The organism is Streptomyces sp. NPDC046805 (assembly GCF_040645355.1).
In the GTDB taxonomy this organism is placed as follows: domain Bacteria; phylum Actinomycetota; class Actinomycetes; order Streptomycetales; family Streptomycetaceae; genus Streptomyces.
Genome location: NZ_JBEYYC010000004.1, coordinates 117,673 through 143,485 on the forward strand (window position 1 = coordinate 117,673; position 25,813 = coordinate 143,485).

The following is a 25,813-nucleotide window of genomic DNA, read 5'->3' on the forward strand; positions in this document are numbered from 1 at the left end:
CCCCTGTCGGGATGAGAGTGCTCGAAACGGTTGTCCGCGCGAACACCCCGAGTGACGATGTCCTCGTCCGCATCGCCGTCCGGGGAGGCCGAGTTGACCGATCCGTGGGTGGCCCTCGAACCGGGGACCGACCCTGCTGAGCGCGTACAGGTGCTGCGCCGTGCGCACGAGACGTTCACCACGGCGGGCACCGTGCCACGGCCGGTGCGGTCGGTGGTGGCGGAGTCGTGGCGGCGTTCCGCCCGGGCGGGTGTGGGGCCGGAAGGCTCCGCGCGCGTGGAACTCACGGACGGCGACCTCGGCGCCTACCGCGCGGAACACCCGCTGGCCCGGGTGATGCCGCTGTTCCGCGAGTTGCTGGGGACGTTCGCCGCGGACGGCGAGCATCTGCTGGCCGTGTGCGACGCGCAGGGCAGGATGCTGTGGGTCGAGGGCCATCCGGTGACCCGGCGCAGGGCGGACCGGATGAACTTCGTCCCCGGCGCGCGCTGGGCGGAGAGCTCGGTGGGGACGAACGCGCCGGGCACGGCGGTCGCCGTCGACCGGCCGGTGCAGGTGTTCGCGGCGGAGCACTTCATCCGCCGGGTGCAGCCGTGGACGTGCGCGGCCGCGCCGGTGCACGATCCGCGCACTGGCCGGGTGCTCGGTGCCGTGGACATCACGGGCGGCGACGGGCTGGCACACCCGCACAGCCTGGGCTTCGTACAAGCGGTGGCACGTGCGGCCGAGTCCCAGCTCGCGCTGCTCGCGCCACCCAGGCCGGCCGACGCCGCGCCCGGCCTGATGGCGCTGGGCCGTGACGAGGCCCAACTCTCGCTGAACGGGCGCCGGATCAGGCTCAGTCGTCGGCACAGCGAGCTCCTCGTGCTGCTGACTCGCCATCCGCAGGGGCTGACCGGCGACGAGTTGCTGTGCGCGCTGTACGAGGACGAGTCGGTGACGCCGGTGACGCTGCGCGCCGAACTGGCTAGGCTGCGCAGGGTGCTCGGTCCGGGGCTGCTCGCGTCGCGGCCGTATCGGCTGACGGCTCCGGTCGAGTCCGATGTCGCCGTCGTCGAGCGGCGTCTGGAGGCGGGCGCGATCACCTCGGCCGCGGCGGCGTACACGGGCCCGCTGCTGCCCGGCTCCCAGGCCCCGGCGGTGGTGCGGCTCAGGCGACGCCTCGCCGATGGCCTGCGCGCGGCGCTGATCGCCCGCCGTGATCCCGACCTGTTGGCGGACTGGGCGCACGCGCCCTGGGGCGGGGACGACCTGGCGGTGTGGCAAGCGCTGGCGGCGGTCCGGCCGACGGCACCGGTGCGGGCGCGGCTGGCGGGTCTGGAGTCCGAACTGGCGGCGCCCGCGCACCGGATGCCGCGCTGACCGGCTGGCCGTCCCACCGGTCGCGCAACGCGGTTGCAACGTCCGCCGTCCTACCCTCCCGGTCAGAGCTGCCCAACGGCGGGCAGCGCTTCACCGGGAGGCAGACCAGCATGACCCGTTACGCGGCGCCCGGCACCGAGGGCGCGATCGTCTCCTACCAGCCCCGCTACGACCACTTCATCGGCGGTGAGTACGTGCCGCCGGTCCGGGGGCAGTACTTCGAGAACCCGTCGCCGGTGAACGGGCAGCCGTTCACCGAGATCGCGCGCGGCACCGAGGAGGACGTGGAGCGGGCGCTCGACGCGGCGCACGCGGCCGCTCCCGCCTGGGGCCGTACGTCGGTGACGGAGCGCTCCGACATCCTGCTGAAGATCGCCGATCGCATGGAGGCCTACCTCGAGCCGCTGGCGGTCGCCGAGAGCTGGGAGAACGGCAAGCCGGTGCGGGAGACGCTGGCGGCCGACATCCCGCTCGCCATCGACCACTTCCGCTATTTCGCGGGCGTGATCCGCGCACAGGAGGGTTCGCTGAGCGAGGTCGACGACGACACGGTGGCGTACCACTTCCACGAGCCGCTCGGGGTCGTCGCGCAGATCATCCCGTGGAACTTCCCGATCCTGATGGCCACATGGAAGCTGGCGCCCGCTCTCGCAGCAGGCAACGCGGTCATCATCAAGCCGGCCGAGCAGACCCCGGCCTCCATCCACTACTGGATGAGCCTGGTCGCGGACCTGCTGCCGCCGGGTGTGGTGAACATCGTCAACGGCTTCGGCGTGGAGGCGGGCAAGCCGCTGGCGTCGAGTCCTCGGGTGGCGAAGGTCGCGTTCACCGGCGAGACGACGACGGGGCGGCTGATCATGCAGTACGCCTCCGAGAACATCAAGCCCGTCACGCTGGAGCTCGGCGGCAAGTCCCCCAACATCTTCTTCGACGATGTCTGGGCACACAACGACGACTTCCGCGACAAGGCCCTCGAAGGCTTCACGATGTTCGCGCTCAACCAGGGCGAGGTGTGCACCTGCCCGTCGCGCGCGCTCGTCCAGAGCGGCCACTACGCCGAGTTCATGGAGGCGGCGGTCGCCCGCACTCGCCTGATCAAGCCGGGGCACCCCCTCGACACCGACACCATGATCGGCGCCCAGGCCTCCAACGACCAGCTGGAGAAGATCCTCTCCTACCTGGACATCGGCCGCCAGGAGGGTGCGAAGGTCCTCACGGGCGGCGAGCGCGTCGAGTACGGCGGCGAGTTGAAGGGCGGTTACTACGTCCAGCCGACCATCTTCGAGGGCGACAACCGCATGCGGATCTTCCAGGAGGAGATCTTCGGTCCGGTGGTCTCGGTGACCCCCTTCGACGACTTCGACGACGCGATCAAAATCGCCAACGACACGCTGTACGGTCTCGGTGCCGGCGTGTGGACGCGCGACATCAACACCGCGTACCGAGCGGGCCGTTCCATCCAGGCGGGCCGCGTCTGGACCAACTGCTACCACGCGTACCCCGCGCACGCGGCGTTCGGCGGCTACAAGCAGTCCGGGATCGGCCGCGAGACGCACAAGATGATGCTGGAGCACTACCAGCAGACCAAGAACATTCTTTGTTCTTACAGCGCTCAGAAACTTGGCTTCTTCTAGAGCCTAAAGTCGGTTGCCTGGAGGCTTTGTTGCGCTCCAGGCAATCCGACACAGACCCTACCCTGTGTAATCAGTCGAGTCTTTCGCGTTACCGTCTGACATCCAAGGGAGATTCTCCCGGACCAGTCGCGGACCAAACGGCGCTGAAGGACATCACCCCACGAGCCGCCCGCTCATGAGCGCCGCGAGTCCATGAGAACCACAGCCACCCCAATAAGCCAGGCAGCGAGCACCGCCTCCTGGCACCGCATCAGATTGAATGCCGGGCGTGCGTCACAGGCGTCACTCGCGCGTCAAAATTTCGCCCCTGCAGGTCAGGACTTCTTTTCGGCGGCCACGAGAGCGTCCCCCCGCACAACGCAAGGCGCAGCGCTCGGATCAGCAGGAACGGCGCTTCCACGATGAGGCACCGGATCAGTCGACTGCCAGGATGGTGACGTGGTTGGCCACCGCCAGACCACCCATGTTGTGCACTGCACCGATCCGCGCGTTTTCGATCTGTACGCCGGGAAAGGTTCCAGTCAGCTGCATCGCCACCATTACGTGCTGGGAGACACCCGTTGCACCAACCGGATGCCCCTTCGACTTCAGACCACCCGAGGGGTTCACCGGCAGCTCACCGCCCGGAAGCACCGATCCGTCGGCCAGCGCACGCCGGCCCTCGACGCACCCTGCGTGGACGGCCGACCCGGCGGCCTGGTCTCCGCCGACGCGTGGCTGCAGAAGTGGGTTCCCCTGATCACTTCCTCCCCCGCCTTCAAGGAGGACGGGATGCTGGTGATCACCTTCGACGAGTCGGACGGTCCGCAGGAGGACGCGAGCGCCTGCTGCGGCGAGGGCCCCGCCCCGAACGCCGCGCTGCCCGGCATCACCGGCCTCGGTGGCGGCCGAACGGGCGCTCTCGTGCTCTCGCCCCATACGAAGCCGGGCACCTGGAGCAGCACGCCGTACAACCACTACTCGCTGCTGGCCAGCATCGAGGACCAGTTCGGCCTGCCGTACCTGGGCTACTCCGGCCGGCAGGGCCTGAACCACTTCGGCACCGATGTGTTCAACGCGGGTATGTGAAGTGCCCGTTCATGCCCTCCGGCGAGAGCAAAGGCCCTCGCCGGGTACCAGCGGCAGAGGGTCGGGGGCAGCTGTACGGTGTTCCCGCTTCGAGGCCCGACCGCAAGGTCGGGCCCTGCCCTTGCCGGAAGAAACCAACCAGCGCCTTGCCATGCGGTCAGTCAGCGCACTCCTCAACGGTGCCCCAGCGCGTGAACTCCGCTCCCGAAGCTCCGGACCACGCAATAGGCGAACCGGGTGTACAGCCAGGCGCTTCCCTCAACCCGCCGCTTGCTGAGCAAGCTCTCACAGACCCGCCCGGCCACCATGTCGGACCACTCGTCGATCTGTTGCCGGCTCCAATCGACGTGGTTGTTCCACACATACATGGCCGACGTCTTGTCGAACCCGACAGCGATGTCGTCGGTGTCCTCGATCTTCTGTACGCCCAGCTCCGCGGCGGACACGTTGGTTGCCCCCAGAAGGTCATTCATCACCGTGTCCGCGAACCGGATCTCGGACTGGTCGCCACTCGGCCGTGTCGCCTCCGTGTAGCCGGTCATGTCCGGCGTCCAGCTTCCGTCATCGGCGGGAGCGTCTTGCTGGTCCGCGGCTGTCATGCATGTGGTGTTGGTGGTGAAGTCATCAACCCATGACACATGCGGTGCCCTGCCCGTCGTCTGGTCGACCATCACATATGTGCGGTACGGCAGGTCGGGGTGGAGCCGGATCACCACATCCTGGAGCGTCTGACACATCGCGGTGGCAACCTCGGTCTCGGTGTACATCCTTCCGTCTTCGTCGCCCTTCAGCGTGTATTTTGGAGAGAGTCCTTGCCGGCCTACAGCACATTTGACACCGACACCGCTGTCCTTCCCCTCAAGGTCGTCATCAGTGGCGGCTTCGGGGCTGGCAAGACAACCTTCGTCGGTGCCGTCAGCGAGATAACTCCGGTGCGCACGGAAGAAGACCTCACCGAGGCGAGCGTCGGCACCGACCATCTCCGTGGTGTCGAACAGAAAACCGCCACCACCGTCGCTCTCGACTTCGGCCGGATCACGCTGCCATTGCCGCCGATCCGCGTCCAGTTGCAGCTGTTCGGCACTCCCGGTCAGGACCGCTTCTGGTTCATGTGGGACGACCTCGCCCGCGGCTCCATCGGCGCGATCGTGCTGGCTGACACCAGGCGTCTCGTTGACTGCTTCGCTGCTGTGGAGTTCTACGAGCAGCGCGGCCAGCCGTTCATCGTCGCCGTCAACGAGTTCGACGGCGTCCACCAGTACACGGAGCAGCAGGTACGCGATGCCATCCGGCTGAGCGAGCACGTCCTGCTGATCTCGTGCGACGTGCGTCTTCGAGCCTCCGCGAAACAGGTGCTGATCCCCCTCATCCACCACGCCCGCGAGCGGGCCCTCGCCACCGCCTCATCCGCTCCGACTCGTGAATCCGAGGAAGCCTGATGCCCACTTTTAACCCCACCAGCGGCCTCCACGACACCCCCGCCGACCCCGAACTCGCCCAGCGGAAGGCTTTGTTGCCGCACCTCGGGCTGGCGGAGGACCGTCCCGTCCAGCAGCTCGACGACCTCGCCCGTCGGCTCGCCGGGGCGACATCGGAACTGGTCGGCCACCAGGAACTCGGCACCATGGTCAACATCATCAAGGATGACCAGTACTTCGTCGGGCTCTACCTGCCCACCGCGACGACCGGCGCGAGTCATGCCAGCACGCCCCCCACCACCAGTCTGCGAACGATGCCCCACAGCGAGGGATGGTGCGTGCACACCCTGCAACGGCGCAGCTCCCTTCCCCTGGACAACGTTCTCGACATGCCGCGATGGTCCGGCAACACCGCCATCAGCAAGCTTCGCGTCAAGTCCTATCTCGGAACACCGCTCATCCACCGCCCTACGGGCATCAGCCTCGGCACCGTCTGCGCAATCAGCACCGTCGAGAACACGTGGGGCCGTGCAGGCGTCGACCTGATCAAGGACTTCGGGGAACAGGCACTCGACCTCATCGACATCATTACCGCCAACCACCAGCAGCAGACGCAGCCACATCTGCCGCCCATTCCAGTGCCGGCCAGCAGCTCGACACCGGCCACGCGGACGCACCACACCAGCGAGACGAACCGGCGCTGACCCGGTTTCGCCCCCACCCGGAAACCCGCGCGGCTGATCCGGCCGCCGTCCACCGTGCGATCTTCGCCCAGGGAGAGGGACATGACCACGCCGCTCCAACCCACCGCACCGCCACCAGCGCTCAGCCCCTACCTCACCGACCGGCACGAGCAGCTCTGGCGCGAGGTCGATGCCTTCGCGGCCGAGGATGTCGTCCCGCGCGTGAAGCGCATGGAAGCCGCACCTGGCCGGGTGGAGCACAAGATCGCCCAACTCATGTCCCAGCGCGGCTGGTTCGCCGTCACCATCCCACGCAGGCACGGGGGGCCTAGCGGCCGGACACGTCGCCAAAACGGTCTTGGTCCACCGGATCTCCCGGATATCGGCGGCGGCCGGGGCCATCCTGCAAGCCACATCGGAGGCATCGAGACCACCGCCAAACGGTCCGGCGGGGACTGGGTGATCACCGGCAGTAAAGCCCACGTCGGGAACTCGCATCTAGCTGGCGCGCACATCGTTCTGGCCCGCACCGCCGAACCCGGAGTCCCGACGAGCGCCGCGCTGACCGCGTTACTGGTCGAGTCCGGCCGCAAGGGTGTGACCGTCCGACGCCACATGCCCGGCCTCGGCCTGCACGGCTTCTCCCCGGCCGGCGCGCTCAGCCGCGCGGCTGGCCGAGGCCCAGGCCCGGGAGGCCATCACGCTCGCCGCCACCCCGCGTTACCCCACCAGCCCCGACGTGCAGCCGATCCACCTGCTCGCATCCAGCGGATCCCACCGGCTGGACCGGCTCACCGGCTGCGAGCCACGGCCCGACATACCGCCTGGCGGAGCTGGTCCGGTGGTGCGGTTTCATCGGATCAGCAGCTGCCGGCGTCGGGTTCGTGAGGTCGATGACGGCTCAGGATGGCCGGTGTCCGAGCCGAGTTCAGCGCGAACGGTCTGCTTCGGTGGACTGGGCGGAGATCTCCGCGGGCTCGGTGAGATGCTCCATGCGGCCGTCCGGCCGTGGGGAGTTCAGCCGTACGAAGCCGGGACGTGCGGCCAGCAGGCCGCACACGAGCTCGGGCACGACCAGCAGGAGCAGCAGCCAGATCGACACGTTCCAGCCGCCGGTGACGCTGTGCAGCACACCGAAGGAAAGCGGCCCGGACGCGGCGAGGAGATACCCACCGGACTGGGCCATGCCCGAGAGGCGCGCCGTGACCGTGGAATTGGGTGAGCGGAGATTGAGGAACGTGAGGGCGATCGGGAACGCGCTTCCCGTGGCGACCCCGAAGACTGCGATCCAGACCCATCCGGCCTGCGGGGCCAGGAGCAGGCCGCCGAGTCCGACCACCATCAGGGCGATCACACCGAGGACGAGCGGCCGCTGGTCGCGCAGGTGGGCGGCGACCACCGGAACGACGAAACCGAGGGGGATTCCGGTGATGATGATGGCCGAGTTCATCATCCCGGCGGTGGCGGGAGCGAGCCCGTGATCGTGCATGATCTCGGGAAGCCATGCCGTCAGCGTGTAGAACATCAGCGACGTCATGCCCATGAAGACCATCACGGACCACGCCAGCGGCGAGCGCAGCAGCGACCCCTTCTCCGCATGAGCCTCCGTCACGGCCTGCGCGTGAGCGTCTGTCCGGGCTTGCGCGTGAGCGGCGGACGTGGATACCGAGGCATGGGCGGTCTGCCGTTCCGGCGGTAGCCTCCGCCCGCGGAGCGCGAGCGGACCCCACACCAGGGCCGCGATCAGAGACGGGACCGCCCATGCGGCCAGGGCCGGCCGCCAGCCGCCCATGTGGTCCAGCGGGACGGCCAGGCCCGCCCCGGTGGCGCCGCCGACCGACAACAGCATCATCGACAGGCCGGTGAGCGATCCCACGCGGCGGGGGAACACGCGCTTGATGACCGCCGGTACCAGCACATTGCCCGTGGCCATCCCGGCCCCGGCCAGCACAGTGCCGGTGAACAGCGCCGCCTGGGCGGGGACGACGCGCAGCAGGAGCCCGCTTGTGATCACCACGAGCGCTACGGCGATCGCCGCCTCGGTGCCGATCCGGCGGGCGAGCACGGGGGCGAGCGCGGAGAAGATGCCCAGGCACAGCTCCGGCAGGGTGGTGAGCACGCCGACCTCGACGCCGGTGAGCCCGAACTGGTCCTGGAGCTCGGCCAGGAGCGGGGGAATGCCGGTGATGGCCGCCCGCAGGTTGAGGGTCAGCAGCACCAGACCGATGAGGTTCCAGATGGCTGTGAAACGAGTGATAGGGGGAGTCATTTCGCCTTCGTCCTACGCAGCAGCGTGTCGAACGTCGGGGAAAACGCGGTTGCCGAGGGGCTGCGGACGCTGCGTCATGCCGTTCGTCATGACGCGGAGCGGCGCTAACGGCCGCAGCGGGGGCACTGGTTGGCGTGTCCGCCCGCGGCGAGTCCCTTGCCGTCGGTGCCGTAGGGAACCAGGGTCATCCGAAGCCGTCCACAGGCGCAGCGGCTCCAGACCACGACGCCCTCGCTGGTGATGTGCCGGGAAACGATGGTGTCCGTGTCCATGTGCATGGCAGCAGGATGACCCCGGACAACCGTTGCGGTCTATTGCATGTTTTGCGGGAGATGTGTGCAAAATAATTTCATGATTGACCTGCGCCGGCTTCACATGCTCCGTGTGGTGGACCAGCAGGGCACGGTCACAGCGGCCGCCGAGGCCCTGCACCTCACCCCGTCGGCGGTCTCCCACCACATGCGCGAGCTCGCACGCGAGCTCAAGGTCCCGCTCCTGGAGCCGCAGGGCCGCGGCATCCGGCTGACCCCGGCCGGGCGCCTGCTCGTCGACCACGCGGACGCGCTGCTGGCCCGGTGGGAGGAGGCGCAGGCGGAGCTGGAGTCCCACCGGGCAGGCATCACCGGCCCGCTGCGCATCGCGGGCTTCACCACTGCGATCAGCGGCCTGATCGCCCCCGCGGCCGGACGGCTGCGGCACAGCCATCCCGACCTTCTGGTGCAGGTACGCGAGTGCGACACCGCGCAGAGCATGGACCTGCTGGTGGCGGGCAAGGCGGATCTCGCGGTCGTGGAGCCCGTCGAGGGCGGGCCGCCACCGGATGACGCGCGGTTCGAGCAGAGCCCGCTGCTGGAGGAGCCGTACCTCATGCTGGTGCCCGCCGACCATCCGCTGGCGCGGGCGGCGGCGGTGCGGCTGGAGGACGCGGCGGCCGAGGACTGGGTCGTCGCCGACCCTGGCACCTGCGACCACGCCCAGCGGGTGCGGGTGCTGTGCGCGGCGGCCGGGTTCTCGCCGCGGATCGTGCACGCCGCCACCCACTGGCCGGCGGTCTGGTCACTGGTCGGGAACGGGCTGGGCGTCTCGCTGGTCCCGCGGCTGGCCGAGGGCCCGGCGGGCCAGGCGGTGGCGCGGGTGCCGGTGTCGGACGAGACCATGCCGACGCGACGGATCCTCACCTGCTTCCGCCGGGGCAGCCGGCGAAACCCCCTCATCGACCTCGGGATACGGGCGCTGGAAGAGGCGGTGCCCGACCAGCAGACCATGGACGACTGGCCCCGATCCGCCTGACGGCTCACCAGCCACGGCGTGCTGATCGCATCGAGAACGTTCATGCGGGCAGCGCGTCGGGCGGGTCAGACCGCGGCAAAGATGCCGATGAACGCCGCGCGCCACCACGGACAAGCCGAGGCGGGTCGGCCGGGCCGCCGGGACCCGCAGGCTTCTCCGGACCTGCCGGAGCTCCAGGCCGGCTACCGCCGGCTCAATCCACGCTCCGAAGCTTGAGTGACCGTAGCGCCGGGTTCCGATCACGCCAAGCTGGTGTTCACTGCTGCCGTTCTCCAGGCGTGCCGGAGGTGAGGGAGTCGTCGGGAGAGGCCGCTGGCGCGGGCGGATCCCCCCGCCAGGGCAGGGACGGCGGCACACACAGAGCGCGCGGCGTCCAGCGGCTCCTGCATGCCGGCCACCATGCAGGCGAAGCCGGTGCCCTGCGAACCGGCACACCGCGTCATTCCGAAGGAACGCGAAACTCGAATTCGGGACGGTCCCACAGCACGGCTGGCGGGTTCGCAAGCGCGGTCCCGATCCGCACTGCACCGACGCGGTGGTAGAAGCCCTCGGCGGGAAGATGCGACACGACCTTGACACGGTCGAGCCCGGCGGCACGGGCCTCGGACTGCATGTGCGCGACGAGCAGTCGCCCTATACCCCGTCCTTGCGCTTCGTCGGCGACGAACAGCAGGTCGAGCTCCGGTGGAGCGAGGACGAGCGAGTAGAACCCGAGGACCCGGCCTCCATGCTCGTCGGCGCTGACGGCTACGAAGGCGCGATGGGCCTCGATGTAATCAGGACCGACCCGGTAGCCCGCGACTGCGGCTGCGTACTTACCCTCGTAGGCGCCTGAGCCACGCACGAGCCGCGTGAGCCGTTTAGCATCCCGCGCGACGGCCCTCCGTATCCTGATCGGCTGACTGATCGGGGAAGTGCGTGAACTCATCGGGAGAGTATTTCGCACCGGGGAATGTCTTCGTGCGGTGGGTCGGCTGCTCGCGCAGGCGCTCCTGCACCGCTCCCGGGGAAAGGCGCGGGCGTCGGCCTCGACCTCGGCAGGCCAGGTGACCGGCCCGCGTAGGCCGACAGGTCACTGGTCGGCCACGACGAACCCCGCAAAAGCCCCGTCGGGATGGTTCCCGACGGGGCTCCGCCATATCACTGCCCCTATGACGAGGGCCAACGCCACGGCGCGTTGGCCCCGACGAAACTCCGTGCGGTGTGCGCGGCGTAGTCAGACTTCGCCGCCCTCGTCCCACCCACATTCAGCACAACGAACTCCCGCGTACATGTCGTCTCGGACGTGATCAACGGCACTCCAGCCTTCCAACTTCGAACTAGGAGCTCCGCAACGGGGACAGCCAACGATGACGCCGAACATGCCGGGCCACCGCGTCCGCCGCGTCGTGCAGTCTGGCAGTGAGGGCGAAGATCGAGGCCACCGTCGCCGCCAGGGTCAGCCAGAACTTGGTACTGACCCAGTAGTACCGAAACAGGCCCCACGGCGTGCCGAGCGACAGCACTATTCCGCTGACCAGCGTGAGCAGGCTCAGCGGGGTGATCAGAACGCCCCCCAGCATCTCCATCGCCCGGTAGGCGATCCGCAGGGTGTCGGCATTGTCCGTCGCCAGCGCCGTCGTCCCGAGGGTGAGCAGGCAGAGCATCAGGGCCAACCAGCTGACGGAAACGACCACATGCACGACGACCATGCTCTTACGAGCCTTCTGAGACAACCGGCGGCCTGAACGCCGCCGCGCGCCATCGCCGGCGAGCGTCGTCACCGTCGACGATTCGGCGGAGGGGGCATGCATACCTCCATCAGGTCGGGGTCACAGATACGCGGCCAGGCTCTGCCCTCCGATCGTCCGGGGCATCCGCCGGCGGAAGTAACTCCCGCTGCTCCGAGGCGAGTACGGTCGGCGCTCCGAGCAGTCCAGCGGATGGATCCGTACGCCCCCGGGAGTACGCCCACGGCCTTCCCGCGCGGGACGTCCAACAGGAGCCGCTCTGTGAGGGTGAAGGCGCCGGGGCCGGGACTTCCGCCCCGTCGCCACCGCTTTCCTCGGGAGGAGTCCGCCTCGGTGACCACCGCCACGCTCACCCGCACGAGCGCCCAACGCCGGAACTTCGGCGCTCTGACAGGCGTGCTGTACGTCCTGTTCTTCGTGGTCAGCCTCGTCATCGCCGGGACAATGGGCCCATCCGGCATGGTGACCCCGTACTCCAGCGACGCCGACGTACAGGCCTATCGGCTGAAGGATCCGGCAACGCTGGAGGATCTCTTCCGCATCCTCGGCCTGCTCCAAGGGCTGTCCGCCCTCGCGCTGCTGGCGTTCGTCCCCTGCCTGACCGCGTTCGTACGCAGGTATGGCAGCGACGCCCGGGCGGGCGTGGTCCGCGCGCTGGCCACCGTCGCCGGAACTCTCCTCCTGCTCTCCGCGAGCACCAGCTGGGTTCTGGCCCAGATCGGCCCCAGGGCGGAACTGTCCACGTATCGGGCCGTCTCGGATCTGTCCTTCATCACCGGTGCGAGCCCGGCCATCGCCGCCCTTGGCGTGGCGGTCTTCCTCGTCGCCGCGACGGGACGCGCCAGCCACGCCTTGCCCACCTGGGTCGCCTGGAGCGGCATGCTGATCGGGGTGGCCAGCGTGTTGTCGATGAGCTCGCTCGTCGCCGAGGGCGGCTCGGTGTTCATCCCGCTCGGTCGCTTCCTCGGCTTCGTCTGGTTCGTCGCACTCAGCGTGTTGCTGTGGGGGCGCGGCGGGCGAACGGATGATCTCACCGGTGCCCGCATGCCGCGGCATCCGTGAGGGGGACTGTCCAGTGACCGTACAGACCCACTCGGCGGCCCCGGTCGGCGGCCGGAGCACCGCGGCCAGTTTCGCCGCAGCCCTCCAGAGAGCGGAGAGCCGGAGTGCAACGGTGCTCCTGCCGGAGGGCCCTCTCCGCAGTGGCCCACCCACTCGGAAGCCCCGCCGAGCACGGCGGGGCTTCGCCGTATCACGCGCTCTCACACAGCTCTCACGAACTGGGCAGACCTCCCGGGACCAGGAGGTCCTGGCCTGAATACCGCCAGCGCATCCGGCGCCATCGTCCCAGTTCACTGCTGCCGCTGATCGCCGCGGCGGCGGCACGCTTCAGCACCCTGGAGCGGCCACAGCCCTGGCTGAAAAAGCCCGTCGATGAAGTACACGCCCTGGGCTCTGGCTGACGCGGCCCGCGTTTGCCTGGCCTACGGCACCGAGTACCAGCGGTCGGACGCCACCGAGCGTGACCTGCTGGAGGTCCTGACGGCGTACTCCAGCTCCGGGCACCACGGGCCCCTCCCGAGTTGGCAGGGGCCCGCAGCACAAACAGCAGAGGAGCGCCGGGACCTGCCCTCGACCAGCAGCATCCTGGCCAACATGGCTTACCGTCTGCTGGTGGCCTGACGGCCCAGCCTCACTTCAGGTGCCGGGTGAAGAACTGCGCCGCAGCGTCCCCCGCGAACTGCGGGACGCCGGTGTGCCCGCCCATACTGGCTTGTAGGGACTTCTCCTTGGAGCCGAAGGCGTCGAACAGGTCCAGGGCCGCCTGCCGGTCGTTCCCTTTGTCGTCCCACTGCAACAGGACATGCAGCGGAATGGTGACCTGGCGGGCCTCCTCGAACATTGCGCGAGGCACGAAACTCCCGGCGAAAAGACCGGCGGCCACGATGCGCGGCTCGACCACCGCAAGGCGAACGCCGATGGAGATCACTCCCCCCGAGTACCCGACCGGGCCGCCGATCTCGGGCAGCGACAGGAGGGCGTCAAGGACGGCCTGCCATTCCGGGACCGCCTTGTCGACGAGCGGGAGGACGAGGGCATCGATGATCTCGTCGCTGACCGGCTCGCCGGCTTCCATAGCCCGGCGCAGGTCGGCGCGGGCCTGCTCGGCGGCGGCCCAACGGGGCCGCTCACCGCTCCCGGGGAGCTCGATGCTGGCCGCAGCGAAGCCATCCGCCGCGGCATGCCGGGCCCGCGCCACCAGCCGGGGGTACATCTTGTGCAGTCCGAGCGGGGGGTGGCCGAGCAGGATCAGCGGCGTGGGTGCGGATGCGGATCCGGGCGTCCACAGGATGCCGGGGATCTCGCCGAGGGTGAATTCGCGTTCGAGGACGCCGTCGTCGAGGCGCTGTTCGGAAGTGAAGTGCATGGTCGTGCCTTTCGGGAGTGCTCGTGAACGGCGCTCCCGGACGACCTAACGCCCGACCGTGACCCCGGAGGGGAGCACCCATGTCGATACTGCGTTCACGGGTACCACCTCCTCGTTCTCTCGCACGGCCTCCGGAAAACTAGCAGTGGTCGCCGCGGTCCGCCAACAGAGTTTTGCGGAGGCTCCGTGGCCAGATGCCACGGAGACACTACGCAGCGCTACTTGGGGCCTCATCGTGGCTTCCCGAGGTGAGGCCCTGCGACGGCGGGTGCGTGCTGTGGCGCTGTCGTTGCTCATGAACATCGAACACGACGCACTGCCGACGTCTCCCAAACTCTTGTACAGGCGCCGTCGTTTCACGCGAACGAAGCCACCCCACCCTGCACGGCACGGACGAACCCACGGTCTGCCTCCGGGACTTCATGATGCGCCTGAGAGGAGAGCAGGGAGCCTGGCAGGCCCCGGAGTTCAACAGTCTCGCCCGTACCGCGGCGCTGTACCTGCACACCCCGTTCCCCGAACACCGGCAACCCTGCTGCATGGTCCCAGGCTGCCCGTCCCCGATATTCCGACCACGGTCGTCGGCGCTCAGGAGATCGAACGCCTGGTGACCCTGACCGACATCGCGCCCAGCTCGCCGCTCCTGGAACGGGCAGCAGACCCCCAAAGCTCCACCTGGGCGATCAACGAATGCCTCGACGGACACGACGGTGACCGCAACCCGGTCCTTGACCAAGGATGGGCGTCCTTCCCCTGGGCGACAGCCCAGCTGCCATCTGTCCCGGAGAGGCTGTAGGTCCCTCCGCCGCGATTCCCGTACAGGGTTGGTCACTCTTGGCCGTCCTGCTCGAGATGTGGCGCGGAACGGTGACGGCCTGGCCAGCGTTCAGACCCGCCACGCTGTGGTCCATTGCCGCCTCAACGGCCGCCCTGTCGAGTACGCGATCTACGGGTCGGACAGCCCCGCCCCGCAGACGCGACTCGCTCTTCGCCAACCAGGGTTACGACCATGACGTCAGCACCGAGCATGCTGACCTCAGACAGGCCGCCTGATTGACATAGGAACCATTGGACGCAACCCCCGCGGAATGGCGCCCTGATGGCAGCTCATGCCAGTGGAGGTGTCTACGGCGGAGTCTTGCCATCCCGCAGAGAACCCTTCGCCCCAAGGGGCCGCACTCATGAACGCCCGTCCGGCCAGCCCTAGGACGACCGGATACAGTGCGCGAGACGGCAGCCTGGTCAGGGAGGGGAAGCGTGACCGCCACCAGTAACATCCGATCCGCCGACGGTGAAGCGCAAGCGCCGCGGCAGAGCCGACTCCACCGCCTGATGCGCTACATCCCCCTGATCGCCCCCGTCCTGTTGTGGACCGTGCCCTGCTGGGTGCTCCTGTACACCGGCCAGCACTGGCCGCTCCCCGTCACCCTGGTCGGCACCGCCCTGTTCACCCTCGGCCTCATATGTATGCCGCTCACGATGGTGCGCGGCCACGGCCGGCGCCAGCAGGACCGGGCGGCGATCATCGGTGACACCCTGCTGGGCACCAGCTGGGTCCTGTTCACCTGGTCCGTTCTGATCGGCGTCCTACTACGGCTCGCCCTGACCGTGGCCGACGTCGGCGAGAGCCAGGACCGGGCCCGAATCGTCACTTGGGCCGTCCTCGGTACAACCGCCGTACTACTCGCCTGGGGGTACGCCGAGGCCCGCCGCGTACCACGCGTGCGCCGACTCGACGTGCAACTCCCACGTCTGGGTGCCGGGTTGGACGGCATCCGCGTCGTCCTCATCACCGACACCCACTACGGCCCCCTCGACCGCGCTCGCTGGTCGGCACGGGTATGCGAGACGGTGAACACTCTGGAAGCCGACTTGGTCTGCCACACCGGTGACATCGCGGACGGCACGGCCGAACGCCGCCGCTCCCAGGCCGCCCCACTCGGTACCGTGCGGGCCACTCGGGCCCGTGTCTACGTCACCGGCAACCACGAGTACTACAGCGAGGCCCAGGGCTGGGTCGACCTGATGGACGAGCTGGGCTGGGAGCCGCTGCGCAACCGCCATCTGCTGGTCGAACGTGGAGGCGACACCCTCGTGGTCGGCGGCGTGGATGACGTCACCGCTGAGTCCTCCGGCCTGGCAGGCCACCGCGCGCACCTCGCCGGAGCCTTGAACGGCGCCGACCCCGACCTGCCCGTCCTGCTCCTGGCGCACCAGCCCAAGTTCGTCGACCAGGCAGCATCCGCGGGCATCGACCTCCAACTCTCCGGCCACACCCACGGCGGCCAGATCTGGCCCTTCCACCACCTGGTCCGCATCGACCAGCCCGCCCTCGCCGGCCTCAGCCGCCACGGCACCCGCACCCTCCTCTACACCAGCCGCGGCACCGGCTTCTGGGGCCCGCCGTTCCGCGTCTTCGCCCCCAGCGAGATCACCCTGCTCGTGCTCCGCTCCCCACACCTGCCCACCTCGCCATAGGCGGGGCGGCCCAACACATCCGCTTGGAGGTGTCCTCGAGCTGAGGGGTGCGGCGGCAAACAGATGACCAGGCTCGTCTCGCCGAGGACAAGATCCGGGCCATTCCCGGGCCGACGGCTCCAACGAGCCGCACGTGGCCACGTTTTACACAGGTCAGCGACGCTTGACGCCTGTACCACCAGCAGACGAAAACCTCCTGGTGTCGTACTCGCCGAAGAAGCTGGGCTTCTTCTAGACACGAGAAAAAGGGCGCCTGTCCAGGGCAGACGGCCGGCAGGCGCCCCTATCAGGCTCACTCTGAAGGTCGTCCCGCAATGATCACTTGGTGTTGCAGGAGGAGCAGCGCCAGCGGTTCGGTCTATCCGGCGACCATGAGGTTGTGCAGGCGGACGATGCCGAGCATGGCGTGGTGGACACCGTCGCCTTTGAGGCGGCAGTCGCGGAAGGTCATTCACCCGGCTGGAGCTGTGCCGGGCCATGCCTCAAAGTTCCGGGATCAGGCTGGGCCGCACACCCATCGCCGTCACGTCGTTGCGGACGACAGTCACGAACCGTCCGACCTCCGCCGCAAGCACTTCCCAGGCGACCGGCGAGGTCCATGTGTCCGGCTCGGAGACCGACCCGATCCGCCATCCCTCTGTCGACCCCGCGATCCGTACTTCGCCCACGTCCGCGTAGGACATCGAGTCGAACTCGAAGTCACCGTGCTCGCTGTCCTGCTGGTGAAGCCAGTGCGCCAGACTGCGCGCCAACTCGGCCACGGGAAACAGCCCTTCCGTGAACACCACATGGTTGCCATCCCGGATGACCAGATCGGCCTCGATGTCCACGAGCAGCACTCCAAGGTCTGCCGTCTCAGGCTGGAGGCCGCGCCGGTACAGATCCGGCATACCCAGGTTCTGGTACGCGAACTTCACCGACATCTGGCCCTCCCGAACCTTCAAGAGCCGCAGATCTACCGGCCACCCAGGTGCCGAACCTACCAAGCGGACCCATCGCGCCCCACGTGGATTGCGGGACAGCCCTAACAGCATGTCCCGGAAGTTGCGGTCCCATCAGGTCACTTCCGAGCCGGACAGCGAGCAGCACGGGACATGCGCATGAGTCGTACCTACGCTCCTTCAGCAAGTTCCGCCAACATGGCCTCGGCCGCCGCTACGCACTCCTTCGACCATCCCACGCCCCGCTCCACGCTCTCCCGAGGTGATGACGTGCCGCCCACCCGCTCCCACATTCGTGCGGCCACCGAGGCGTACCTGGCACGACACCTGCACGAGCGGGAGGCCCTGGCAGGGCTGCTGGCCCTCCTCGACGGAGGCGACGAACCGACAAGCCGCGCAACGCTGCCCGGCCACATCACGTGCAGCGCGGTCGTCATCGACCGTGACCGGCGTGTGCTGCACATCGGTCACAAGGCGTCGGGGAAGCTACTCACGCCAGGCGGTCACGTTGAGGATGACCGGACCCTTCTGGCTGCCGCGCTGCGTGAGGTGTGTGAGGAAGTCGGAGTCCGCCCCGAAGGCCTGTGTCTGACACCGCAGTTCCTCGGTGGCCCGATCGACATCGACGTCCACGACATCGACGCCAGTCCGGCCAAGGGCGAACCCGCACACGAGCACTTCGACTTCCGCTTCGTGTTCTACCTCGTGGCCGATCAGCCGCCGTCCCTGGCATTGCAGGACGAGGAAGTCTCCGGCGCCGAGTGGCTGACGTTCGCCGATGTCAGGTCGCCGACGCTGCGGGCGAAGCTCCTGGACGCCGAGGCACAGGGCCTCAGCGGGCGGCCGGAGCCGGTGAATGCCTGCGCTTTGATCCATGACGGTCACGGTCGCTATCTGCTTCACCTGAGAGATCAGCGTGAGGGCATCTGGGCTCCGGGGGTGTTCGCCCTTCTCGGTGGCGGCCGGGAGATGGACGACCCTGACTTGGTGGCGACGCTGCGCCGGGAACTCGCCGAGGAGACCCCCGGTCTGGAACTCACCGACTTGATGCCGTACGCGATGGAGGAGGAGGCGAGCGTCGACGGCTTCGCGGTACCCGTCCAGGTCTACGCAGGCTGCTGGCATGGCGATCCCGACACCGTGGACCTGCGCGAAGGGGTGCTGCTGCGGTGGTTCCCCGTCGACATGCTGGACCGGCTGCCGCTGAGCCCCGGCCTGGGTGACCTGATCCGTCGGCACGCGACCGAGCATCCCCCGGCCGGCAGCCCACCGGCCGGCGTCGGTCTGTTGCGTGACGAGGCACCGGAGGGGACCGAGCTTCACATCGTCGGCGTCCACCTCTGCCTCCAGGACGAGCACGGTCGGATTCTCCTGGGACTGCGCCACCCCGACTCGAAGTTCGCCGCGAATGAATGGCACTTTCTGGCCGGGCACTGCGAGCGGGAGGCCGCGATCAGGTGCCTGATCAGGGAGGCGAAGGAGGAGGCCGGGCTGATCATCGATCCCGGCAGCGTCGAGCTCGTGCACGTGGTCCACCTCGTTGACTCGCCGGGCGCACGGCCGCGCATCGGGCTCGTCTTCCGGGCCCACTCCTGGTCCGGAAGCCCGGAGATCTTGGAACCTGATCGCTGCGTGGAGTGGCGGTGGTGGAGGCCTCAGGATCTTCCGGCCGAGGTCGTGCCATATACCCGGCTGGCGATCGACGGGGTGCTCGCCGGGCGCCTGTACTCGGAGATGGGATGGCGTGAGTAAGCGGTGAGCGCCCTGGGTACACGTCCGGCCCATTCCGACCGGGCGACGGTGCACGAAGCGCGGCCGGTGCGGTCGCCTCTCGCGGCATCTTCCCGTCCCCCGGCCGTCGGCCGAGGGAGCTGCGTGACCTGTCCCGACGCGTCCTTTCCGGGCTCCGCACCGGAGCAGGAGACCGTGTTCGCGGCCGCGGCCTCCGACTACGCCCGTTTTATCGGTACTTGGGCACAGAAAAGGACGTGATCGGCTACCTTCGCAGCACGCACTCGTCGACCTCGCTGATGTCCGTGCTGCGCCGGACCCTCACGTGTCGTCGGCCAGCCCGCTGCTTCCTTGAGACCGCCGCTTCCAGGAAAGGACGTGACCCCGCACATGTTCACCTCGCAGGAAGAATGGGACCGCGGCTACGCCGACGGCCGCCGCTATCGCCAACTCAGCGACAGCGAGCGCGCACTGTTGGCCACTCATGTGCCGGCACCGGACGCGGGCAGGGCCCTCGACGTCGGGTGCGGGGTCGGTGAACTCGCAGCCCACCTGGCCGGTCTCGGCTACGCAGTGGACGCCGTCGACTGGTCCGAGACCGCTCTCGCCGAAGCCCGCACCCGACACGGCGACGCCGCTCGATGGCTTCGCCTCGACGTCGAAGGCGACGACTGGGAGCCCTTGCACGTCGACGGGTACGACTTGATCACCCTTCGGTTCGTGGCTGCGTTCCTCCACGCCCGCGATCGCACGCTGCCCGCGTTGGGCCGGCGACTGCGTCCCGGGGGAACCCTCGCGGTCATCACACCGCTCGCTGCCGACACCCCTGCCGAGCGGCGCTGTATCGCACTCGACGAGGACGAACTCGCAGCGCTGCAGAATCGCTGGGCCACTGCCGAGCGCCACGACACCGAAGGGCTGGCCTTCCTGATTCTGCGCGGCCCGCGCCGGACCGAGGCCGCGGCGCAGAACAGCCCACCTGGCACTCGAACGCCGGCCACGCCGTCCAGCACCGAGAGCGGCGAGGCCACCGCGACCGCCTCCCCGCGGGAACACCACTTCCACCTGTTGGGGCGCTACTACGGCCAGGTGGAGTCCGGCCGAAAGACGGTCGAGGTACGCGTCGCCACCCCGGACAAGGCGGCTGTCGAAGCCGGGGACGCGATCGTCTTCCACGACCGCGCCAGCGGCCGGAAGCTCGATATCGTCGTGAAGCGGGTCACCCCGTACGCCTCGTTCGAGGAGCTGCTCGACGCGGAGGACCCGTCACGCATCGATCCTGACGCTCCGCGCGAGGAGTTGCTCGTCACGCTCCGCAGGATCTACCCGCCGGACCGGGAAGCGCTCGGCCCGCTGGCCTTCGAGTTCGACCACCGTACCGGGCGTCCAGGCCGCTCCCTGCCCATGACGCCTGCGCAGTACGCGCAGACCGTGCCCCACCACACGGTGTACGGCTGCCTGTACGTACGCGACGAGCACGACCGGCCCGTACAGCTGCGTTCGGTCTACGGATCCCGGCCCTGGCAGTTCCCGGGCGGCAATCTCGATACACAGGGGGAAGACCCCCTCCAGACCGCCCGCCGTGAAGCCTTCGAGGAGACAGGGCTCGAAATCGGCCTGGGCACACCGAAGTTGCTGCTGACGCACTTTCTGCGCGCCGGGTCCCAGATGCCGCTGAACAAGGTCGGCTTCATCTTCGACGGAGGGCGCCTCACCGCCGACCAGCTCCGCCGGATTCGCCTCGATCCCGTGGAGCACGACATGTGGGCCGTCCACGACCTCGACGGATGGCGGCAGTTGATGGCACCCGTGGCCTTCACCCACCTCGAGGCCGTCGAACGCGCCCGGCTCGGCGAAGGCCCCGCCTACCTCACCACGCACACCTGAACCACGTCGCGCCGCCCGCGAAGGGGACACCGTGCCCGTCGAAGACATCAACACCCCAGCCTGGACCGTCTACGGACAGCGCCAGCTCAGCCGCTCCTACATGCCGCCCATCCCCGAACAGCTGTCCTGGACACCGTGGGAGGGCGTCGGTCCCGGTGCTGAAACCCTGGGCGCCATCGCCGGCCGTCGCGTCCTGGACATCGGCTCCGGCGCAGGCCACCACGCCGTGCATCTCGCCCGGGCCCACGGCGCACACGTCACCGGAATCGAGCTGTCGCCCACCCAGCACGAGCGCGCCGCCTCCACCCACGCGGATGTTCCGGGCGTGGAATTCGTGCAGGCAGACCTGGTCTAGCTCCACAGTCCGAGCCGTTCGATGCCCCGCACCGTCCATACCGTCGCGATCAATGCGCTCGGAGACGAGGGGACAGTGGTCGGCTGTCCTGAGGTGACCGACGGCTCGGGCGGATCATGCCTGGAACTCGGTCAGATCGATGGTGTGAACGCGCAGCGGGTAGCCGTACACGGGGTGTGTCGTCTCGCGATCGGGCACCATGCCGAGCTTGCGGATGACGTTCTCGGAGGCGTTGTCACCCACCCGGTTGATGCTGATGACGCGGTCCAGGCCACGGTCCTGGAGCGCGAACTCCAGCGTGGCGTGGGCGGCTTCGGACGCGTATCCCTGGCCCCAGAACTGTGAGCCGATCCGCCAGCTGATCGCCACGGCGGGCATCACCTCCGGCAGGAACTCGGGTACGGACAGTCCCGTGAAGCCGATCAGTTCGCCCGAGGCCAGCAGCTCGACGGCGAAGAGTCCGAAGCCCTCCTCGTCCCACTCCTCCTCCCACCGCTCGATGTCCTCGGCCGTGTGGTCCAGGTCGCGCACCGAGCCGTCGTCGATCCAGCGCATGACCCGTGGGTCCGCGTTGATGTCCGCCATCGGCACGAGGTCGTCGTCGTGCCAGCTACGGAGGAGGAGACGGGGTGTACGGATCTCGGTCATGCGCCCATCCTGCCGAAGGCGAGCGCCTCACCGGTAATCCGGCGCTGCCGCCGCGAAGCCACAATGCGTCAAGCCGCCTGCACCGGATCGACGCAGGCACGCTCCTGGACAACATCGGCTTTCAGCGCGTGCTGGGGAAATTGGGATTCGACCGGATCGGTCTCGCGCCCAAGTACCTACACAGCAATGGAGCCTGGCGCGACCACGTGCTCTCCCAACACACGTCGTGGCCGCGGCCGCGGGACCCGATTTCTCTGTGCAGGCGGGGGTGGTCGGCCAACCTCGATCGTGTGGGGGCGAAGAGGAAACAGTCTCGGTAAGGCAGCAGCCGTCCACGCGCGCCACTACGGGCGCCGGATCGTCCCGTCCGTCGAGATGTCGGCGGCGTGCGAGCCGAAGTCCTCCTGCGACATGCTGGAGACGAGGTCGATCGCGTCACCGCCCGGCTCCGGCGTGCCGGGCTCCACGATCTGGGTCGGGCGCAGGCGCCCGGACACGTAGGTGCCGTCGGCGCGGAGGCTGACCTGCAGCACTCCGCTGGTCGAGAGTGTGCCGCCGAGGCCGAGCACCTTGTAGCCGGTGAAGTTGCCCAGGCTGTAGGCGATCAGTCTGCCCTTGTAGAACTCCATTCCCCGCATGACGTGCGGGCCGCTGCCTACGACGAGGTCGGCGCCCGCGTCGATCACGGCACGGCTGAAGCGGTAGCAGTCACCGCGGTTCTCGCCGAGGAAGTACTCGGTGCCGGGTTCCACGTGGGTGCGATCCGAGCCCTCCGCGCCGGCGTGCATCGTGACGATCACAATGTCCGCCATCTTCGCGGCGCGGGCGGTGAGTCGCTTCGCGGCGGGGATGTCCGTGAGGTCGTTCGCCCCTCGGTCGGGAGCGAACCCGATCAGTGCGACCCGGATGCTGTGCACCCGCTGGATGGTGATCTGACCCAGGCGGCCGGTGAACGGCAGGTTCGCGGAGCGCAGCGCGGCGAACGTCTCGCGCCGCCCCTCCGCCCCGAAGTCGTCGATGTGATTGTTCGCCACGTTCATGGCCGTGAACCCGGCCTTCTTGAGCCGGTGGCTGTAGGACGGCGGGGCGCGGAACGCGAAGCAGTGCGGGCCCTCGATGTCGTCGCACTTGCTGGAGCCGCCGGTGGTGAGCGTGCCCTCCAGGTTCCCGAGCACCACATCGCCGGCGAGCAGGTCCTCGACAGGGTCGAAGAACGAGGCGCCGTCGTCTGGCGGCAGGTCGTCAGGCAGCGTGCCCATCACGATGTCCCCCACGGCAGCGATCCGCACGTTGCCTCCAGGGCGCGGCGGCGCCGGCGCACCGGACGCCGTGGTCCCGGTCGCCCGTAGGGGGGCCGGGGCGGAGCTGATGGACGCTGCGCCCTCGGAGCCGACAGGGAACCCGCACGCCGCAACGACCAGCACACCACTCCCGACCAGGCCGAGGGCGGACAGGAGGCGGCGGCGTACCGCCTTCTGCCGCTCGCGCCGCTGCTGAGGACACTGTCCGCCGGACGTGATCATCGGCTCATGCTACGAAGCAGGCACCCATCCTTCACGCAGGGTCATCCACCGGCGTGTTCCCTACGCCGTTCCCATTCGACGCCTCCCGGACAAGGCAGGCACCGTACCCGGCGTGGGATGGTCAATGGCGGCTCGACACGGCGGCTGTGATGCGCCCGCGCAGAGTGACGGCCTCGCTCACGGCGGGGTGCCTGGACGCGAACGTGCCCAGTTCGCGCAGGTTGTCGGTGGCGCGGCGCGACGTGAGTCGGCCCACCTCGTCCAGGGCGTGCTGACCGATCTCGGCAGCCTGGCGGGGGTCGCCCTTGGCCATGATGAGCGTGGCGAGTTTGGTGCGGGAGATCGCCCGGGAGCGGTGGTAGGCAGCCGTGTGGCCCTGGACCGCCGTATCGAAACGGCAGGCCGTACGGCCCGGGTCATGGCCGGCGAGGATCACGAGGTCGAAGAGCGCGTGCGCGGTGTCACCGTTGTGCTGGGCTTCGTCGTAGTAGGCCATCCACGGCGGGTCCTCCGAGGGCCGGGCCCGGGAGAACGCCTCGTCCGCCTCGCCGACCGCGGCCATGCAGTCGCGGACGTTGCACATCGTGCCGAAGGCCCGGGCGCGTGCCGTGTGCAGCATGGCGCGTTCCGTGGCGGTGAGCCGGTCGGAGCGCACGAGGCCCGTCTCCGCGTAGGTGAGGCCGTCGTCGGGCCTGCCGAGCCATACCGCCTGCCGGGCGAGGAAGGAGTAGGCCTTGGCGCGCAGGTGCCAGTCCCCAGCCTCTTCCGCACAGTCGGCGGCGAATTCGAAGGTCCTGGTGGCGTATTGGTGGTGATGGCTGTCGAAGGCGGAGGCGCCGACGACAGTGGCGAGTCGGGACAGGGCGGCGAACAGGTCGGCTCGCAGGCGCTCGGAACGCTGGGCCTGGAGCAGCCCGACGGCCCATTGCATCGCACGGCCCGCGACGTCTTGGACCATTCCTCCACCGCCGAATTTGTTGTCCCAGTCACCGACCGCTGCGGCGATTTCCTGAACTTGGTCCACATCGTGAGCGCTGACCGTTTTGGGAACTGTCGACGGGGGCGAAGGGAAAAGCGGTGCGGAGCCCGCCGGAGTGACGGCGGACTCGCCGCCGACTTGACGGACCCGGCCCCGGGAGGCGGGGTGACACTCCCTAGGATGAGGAGATATTTCACCCCTGCCCGGGATGCGGTCATGGCGTAATTGAGCCGTAGCCTCCCTCGCCCTCCTGGTTTGGTTATCGGCATCGGGCCGCCTTTTATCGGCATCGCGGGGAGTGAAAACCATCGGCCAGGCCCGTTCGAAGACGCCGCCCGTGTCCAGCACCTTGTCCAGCCGCTGCGCCACCTCGCGTCGGCACGAGGGGTACTGGCCTTTCTCGACCGCCAGGATCATGTCGTCGCTGACCTGCGCGAGCCGCCCGAGAGACCTCGCCGACAGGCCGTCCGCCTTGCGCCGTTGACGCAACTCGTATCCGAACCACTCCTGCGGGGAAGCTCCCGGGTCGAGGGACTTCTCCGGCTGCGGCATGACTGCTCCCGTCCTCGTGATGCCGAACTTTTCCATTCTCGGCATCAAGCCCTGCACGTGCACGGCGTGCTCTGTCTCAATGGTGGCCGATCGGTTCGGTCCCCGTACACACCGCAACCGATACCGCTCGCGCGGCCACCGGCACTATGGACGGAGCATCTTGAGGGCACTCCTTGCGACTCCCGATGAGGGTGTTCCCGCTCGCGTCACCTCAAGAAGCATCCGCGGCCGACTCGACATGAACTGCCTTTTGAAAGAAAGGCACCTGCGCCTCGTTCGGGACATTGTGCGCCGGTATCTGACGTGGTGGGAGGTCGGCGACAATGCTGCCGAGAAGGCGGTTTTCGCGGTGCATGAATTGCTGACCAACATGCTGAAAAACGCCGAACTCGACGTGAATGGAAGCGCGTTGGCCGGCCTGCTCGTCCGGCAGGTGCCCGGCGGCGTCACCGCGGTCATTCGCGACGGGGACCCACGTCCGCTGGAGCGGCCGACCGCGGACCCGTTCGGCGAGTCCAGCCGGGGGCTCGTCCTCGTACGCGCTCTGGTGGACGAGTTGTCCGTGCCGCGGTACGGCGTCGGCAAGGACGTGTGGTTCTACGTCGGGGACGCGACTCCGTCATCGGCCTAGGCCCGCCGGAGGGAACGGTCATCCGCCCGGCCCGCCAGGGGGAAGACGAATGCATCCCCCGGCCGCCCTCGCCGAACAGCACCACCTGGCCACCACCGACAGAACCAGTGAGGAACAACGCCCCATGTCGGCAGCTCACCCGCTTCCGTCCGCGTATGAGAGAGGCGCACGCGCTGTCGGGGCTTCGGCCGCACACAGACCCGGCA

General features: G+C 68.7%; 25 protein-coding genes and 3 pseudogenes. 15 read left to right on the top strand and 13 right to left on the bottom strand.

Features of this window, described 5'->3' with window-relative positions:
• The first annotated feature begins 57 nt into the window (after window positions 1–57).
• Entirely contained in the window at window positions 58–1,362 is a 1,305-nt protein-coding gene (locus ABZ910_RS06740) for a GAF domain-containing protein (RefSeq protein ID WP_361360295.1), read from the top strand.
• Window positions 1,363–1,472: 110 nt separating this feature from the next.
• Window positions 1,473–2,996, top strand: a complete 1,524-nt coding sequence (locus tag ABZ910_RS06745; RefSeq protein ID WP_361360297.1) for an aldehyde dehydrogenase family protein — start codon at window positions 1,473–1,475, stop codon at window positions 2,994–2,996.
• 414 nt (window positions 2,997–3,410) lie between these two features.
• Here the strand turns inward: ABZ910_RS06745 and ABZ910_RS06750 are convergent, their stop codons facing one another.
• Window positions 3,411–3,605: a hypothetical protein gene (locus tag ABZ910_RS06750; RefSeq protein WP_361360299.1), complete on the bottom strand. Its 195-nt coding sequence runs from the start codon at window positions 3,603–3,605 to the stop codon at window positions 3,411–3,413.
• Window positions 3,606–3,671: 66 nt separating this feature from the next.
• Here ABZ910_RS06750 and ABZ910_RS06755 point away from each other — a divergent pair, with 66 nt between their 5' ends.
• Window positions 3,672–4,064: an alkaline phosphatase family protein gene (locus ABZ910_RS06755; protein WP_361360301.1), complete on the top strand. Its 393-nt coding sequence runs from the start codon at window positions 3,672–3,674 to the stop codon at window positions 4,062–4,064.
• Window positions 4,065–4,237: 173 nt separating this feature from the next.
• Here the strand turns inward: ABZ910_RS06755 and ABZ910_RS06760 are convergent, their stop codons facing one another.
• Window positions 4,238–4,831 carry a hypothetical protein gene (locus ABZ910_RS06760; protein ID WP_361360303.1) on the bottom strand — a complete coding sequence of 198 codons (594 nt, stop codon included), beginning with the start codon at window positions 4,829–4,831 and terminating at the stop codon, window positions 4,238–4,240.
• Window positions 4,832–4,876: 45 nt separating this feature from the next.
• Between ABZ910_RS06760 and ABZ910_RS06765 the strand changes: the two genes are divergently transcribed.
• The 3 genes from ABZ910_RS06765 to ABZ910_RS06775 all read left to right on the top strand — a co-directional run bounded on the left by ABZ910_RS06765 (window position 4,877) and on the right by ABZ910_RS06775 (window position 7,053).
• Complete coding sequence (locus tag ABZ910_RS06765) at window positions 4,877–5,503, top strand: ATP/GTP-binding protein (protein ID WP_361360305.1); 627 nt, start codon at window positions 4,877–4,879, stop codon at window positions 5,501–5,503.
• Window positions 5,503–6,186: a GAF domain-containing protein gene (locus ABZ910_RS06770; protein ID WP_361360307.1), complete on the top strand. Its 684-nt coding sequence runs from the start codon at window positions 5,503–5,505 to the stop codon at window positions 6,184–6,186. The genes ABZ910_RS06765 and ABZ910_RS06770 overlap by 1 nt, the downstream gene beginning before the upstream one ends.
• A gap of 81 nt (window positions 6,187–6,267) precedes the next feature.
• Window positions 6,268–7,053: an acyl-CoA dehydrogenase family protein gene (locus ABZ910_RS06775; RefSeq protein ID WP_361360309.1), complete on the top strand. Its 786-nt coding sequence runs from the start codon at window positions 6,268–6,270 to the stop codon at window positions 7,051–7,053.
• Window positions 7,054–7,093: 40 nt separating this feature from the next.
• Here ABZ910_RS06775 and ABZ910_RS06780 read toward each other — a convergent pair whose 3' ends face one another.
• Both ABZ910_RS06780 and ABZ910_RS06785 read right to left on the bottom strand, forming a co-directional pair.
• Window positions 7,094–8,434: an MFS transporter gene (locus tag ABZ910_RS06780; protein WP_361360311.1), complete on the bottom strand. Its 1,341-nt coding sequence runs from the start codon at window positions 8,432–8,434 to the stop codon at window positions 7,094–7,096.
• A gap of 104 nt (window positions 8,435–8,538) precedes the next feature.
• Window positions 8,539–8,712, bottom strand: a complete 174-nt coding sequence (locus ABZ910_RS06785; protein ID WP_361360313.1) for a hypothetical protein — start codon at window positions 8,710–8,712, stop codon at window positions 8,539–8,541.
• A gap of 73 nt (window positions 8,713–8,785) precedes the next feature.
• Between ABZ910_RS06785 and ABZ910_RS06790 the strand changes: the two genes are divergently transcribed.
• Window positions 8,786–9,724, top strand: coding sequence for a LysR family transcriptional regulator (locus ABZ910_RS06790; protein ID WP_361360315.1), 939 nt, complete (start codon window positions 8,786–8,788; stop codon window positions 9,722–9,724).
• A 439-nt stretch (window positions 9,725–10,163) separates the two neighbouring features.
• Here ABZ910_RS06790 and ABZ910_RS06795 read toward each other — a convergent pair whose 3' ends face one another.
• Together ABZ910_RS06795 and ABZ910_RS06800 are read right to left on the bottom strand one after the other, a co-directional pair.
• Window positions 10,164–10,652 carry a GNAT family N-acetyltransferase gene (locus ABZ910_RS06795; RefSeq protein WP_361360317.1) on the bottom strand — a complete coding sequence of 163 codons (489 nt, stop codon included), beginning with the start codon at window positions 10,650–10,652 and terminating at the stop codon, window positions 10,164–10,166.
• Between the two features lie 391 nt (window positions 10,653–11,043).
• Window positions 11,044–11,517, bottom strand: coding sequence for a DUF2269 domain-containing protein (locus tag ABZ910_RS06800; protein ID WP_361360319.1), 474 nt, complete (start codon window positions 11,515–11,517; stop codon window positions 11,044–11,046).
• Window positions 11,518–11,787: 270 nt separating this feature from the next.
• Here ABZ910_RS06800 and ABZ910_RS06805 point away from each other — a divergent pair, with 270 nt between their 5' ends.
• Together ABZ910_RS06805 and ABZ910_RS06810 are read left to right on the top strand one after the other, a co-directional pair.
• The gene (locus ABZ910_RS06805; RefSeq protein WP_361360321.1) at window positions 11,788–12,516 is read left to right on the top strand and encodes a hypothetical protein; all 729 of its coding nucleotides are present in this window, start codon (window positions 11,788–11,790) and stop codon (window positions 12,514–12,516) included.
• A gap of 372 nt (window positions 12,517–12,888) precedes the next feature.
• A complete protein-coding gene (locus ABZ910_RS06810) occupies window positions 12,889–13,137 on the top strand; it encodes a hypothetical protein (RefSeq protein WP_361360323.1) in 249 nt (82 codons plus the stop codon).
• A 10-nt stretch (window positions 13,138–13,147) separates the two neighbouring features.
• Here ABZ910_RS06810 and ABZ910_RS06815 read toward each other — a convergent pair whose 3' ends face one another.
• Window positions 13,148–13,882, bottom strand: coding sequence for an alpha/beta hydrolase (locus tag ABZ910_RS06815; RefSeq protein ID WP_361360325.1), 735 nt, complete (start codon window positions 13,880–13,882; stop codon window positions 13,148–13,150).
• Window positions 13,883–15,139: 1,257 nt separating this feature from the next.
• Here ABZ910_RS06815 and ABZ910_RS06820 point away from each other — a divergent pair.
• On the top strand, window positions 15,140–16,360 hold the full coding sequence (locus ABZ910_RS06820) for a metallophosphoesterase (RefSeq protein ID WP_361360327.1): 1,221 nt from the start codon (window positions 15,140–15,142) through the stop codon (window positions 16,358–16,360).
• A gap of 358 nt (window positions 16,361–16,718) precedes the next feature.
• Here ABZ910_RS06820 and ABZ910_RS06825 read toward each other — a convergent pair.
• Together ABZ910_RS06825 and ABZ910_RS06830 are read right to left on the bottom strand one after the other, a co-directional pair.
• Window positions 16,719–16,802 (bottom strand): annotated as a pseudogene (locus tag ABZ910_RS06825) (IS5/IS1182 family transposase); the annotation flags it as partial.
• Between the two features lie 40 nt (window positions 16,803–16,842).
• On the bottom strand, window positions 16,843–17,283 hold the full coding sequence (locus ABZ910_RS06830) for a hypothetical protein (protein ID WP_361360329.1): 441 nt from the start codon (window positions 17,281–17,283) through the stop codon (window positions 16,843–16,845).
• A 177-nt stretch (window positions 17,284–17,460) separates the two neighbouring features.
• Between ABZ910_RS06830 and ABZ910_RS06835 the strand changes: the two genes are divergently transcribed.
• From ABZ910_RS06835 to ABZ910_RS06845, 3 genes are all read left to right on the top strand, one after another.
• Window positions 17,461–19,053, top strand: coding sequence for an NUDIX domain-containing protein (locus ABZ910_RS06835; protein ID WP_361360331.1), 1,593 nt, complete (start codon window positions 17,461–17,463; stop codon window positions 19,051–19,053).
• Window positions 19,054–19,410: 357 nt separating this feature from the next.
• A complete protein-coding gene (locus ABZ910_RS06840; protein ID WP_361360333.1) occupies window positions 19,411–20,919 on the top strand; it encodes a methyltransferase in 1,509 nt (502 codons plus the stop codon).
• Between the two features lie 31 nt (window positions 20,920–20,950).
• Complete coding sequence (locus tag ABZ910_RS06845; RefSeq protein WP_361360335.1) at window positions 20,951–21,274, top strand: methyltransferase domain-containing protein; 324 nt, start codon at window positions 20,951–20,953, stop codon at window positions 21,272–21,274.
• Window positions 21,275–21,388: 114 nt separating this feature from the next.
• Here ABZ910_RS06845 and ABZ910_RS06850 read toward each other — a convergent pair whose 3' ends face one another.
• Window positions 21,389–21,922 (bottom strand): GNAT family N-acetyltransferase, encoded by a 534-nt coding sequence (locus tag ABZ910_RS06850; RefSeq protein ID WP_361360337.1) that lies wholly within the window; start codon window positions 21,920–21,922, stop codon window positions 21,389–21,391.
• 77 nt (window positions 21,923–21,999) lie between these two features.
• Here ABZ910_RS06850 and ABZ910_RS06855 point away from each other — a divergent pair.
• Window positions 22,000–22,242, top strand: a pseudogene (locus tag ABZ910_RS06855) (hypothetical protein); the annotation flags it as partial.
• Between the two features lie 24 nt (window positions 22,243–22,266).
• On the opposite strand, the gene ABZ910_RS06860 reads toward ABZ910_RS06855, so the two are convergent.
• The 3 genes and pseudogenes from ABZ910_RS06860 to ABZ910_RS06870 all read right to left on the bottom strand — a co-directional run.
• On the bottom strand, window positions 22,267–23,445 hold the full coding sequence (locus ABZ910_RS06860; RefSeq protein ID WP_361360339.1) for a CapA family protein: 1,179 nt from the start codon (window positions 23,443–23,445) through the stop codon (window positions 22,267–22,269).
• A gap of 121 nt (window positions 23,446–23,566) precedes the next feature.
• Complete coding sequence (locus ABZ910_RS06865; protein ID WP_361360631.1) at window positions 23,567–24,403, bottom strand: hypothetical protein; 837 nt, start codon at window positions 24,401–24,403, stop codon at window positions 23,567–23,569.
• 360 nt (window positions 24,404–24,763) lie between these two features.
• Window positions 24,764–25,021: pseudogene (locus ABZ910_RS06870) on the bottom strand (helix-turn-helix transcriptional regulator); the annotation flags it as partial.
• On the opposite strand from ABZ910_RS06870, the gene ABZ910_RS06875 reads away from it, so the two are divergent.
• Window positions 24,975–25,607 (top strand): ATP-binding protein, encoded by a 633-nt coding sequence (locus ABZ910_RS06875; RefSeq protein WP_361360341.1) that lies wholly within the window; start codon window positions 24,975–24,977, stop codon window positions 25,605–25,607. The pseudogene ABZ910_RS06870 and the gene ABZ910_RS06875 overlap by 47 nt on opposite strands.
• The last annotated feature ends 206 nt before the right edge of the window (window positions 25,608–25,813 follow it).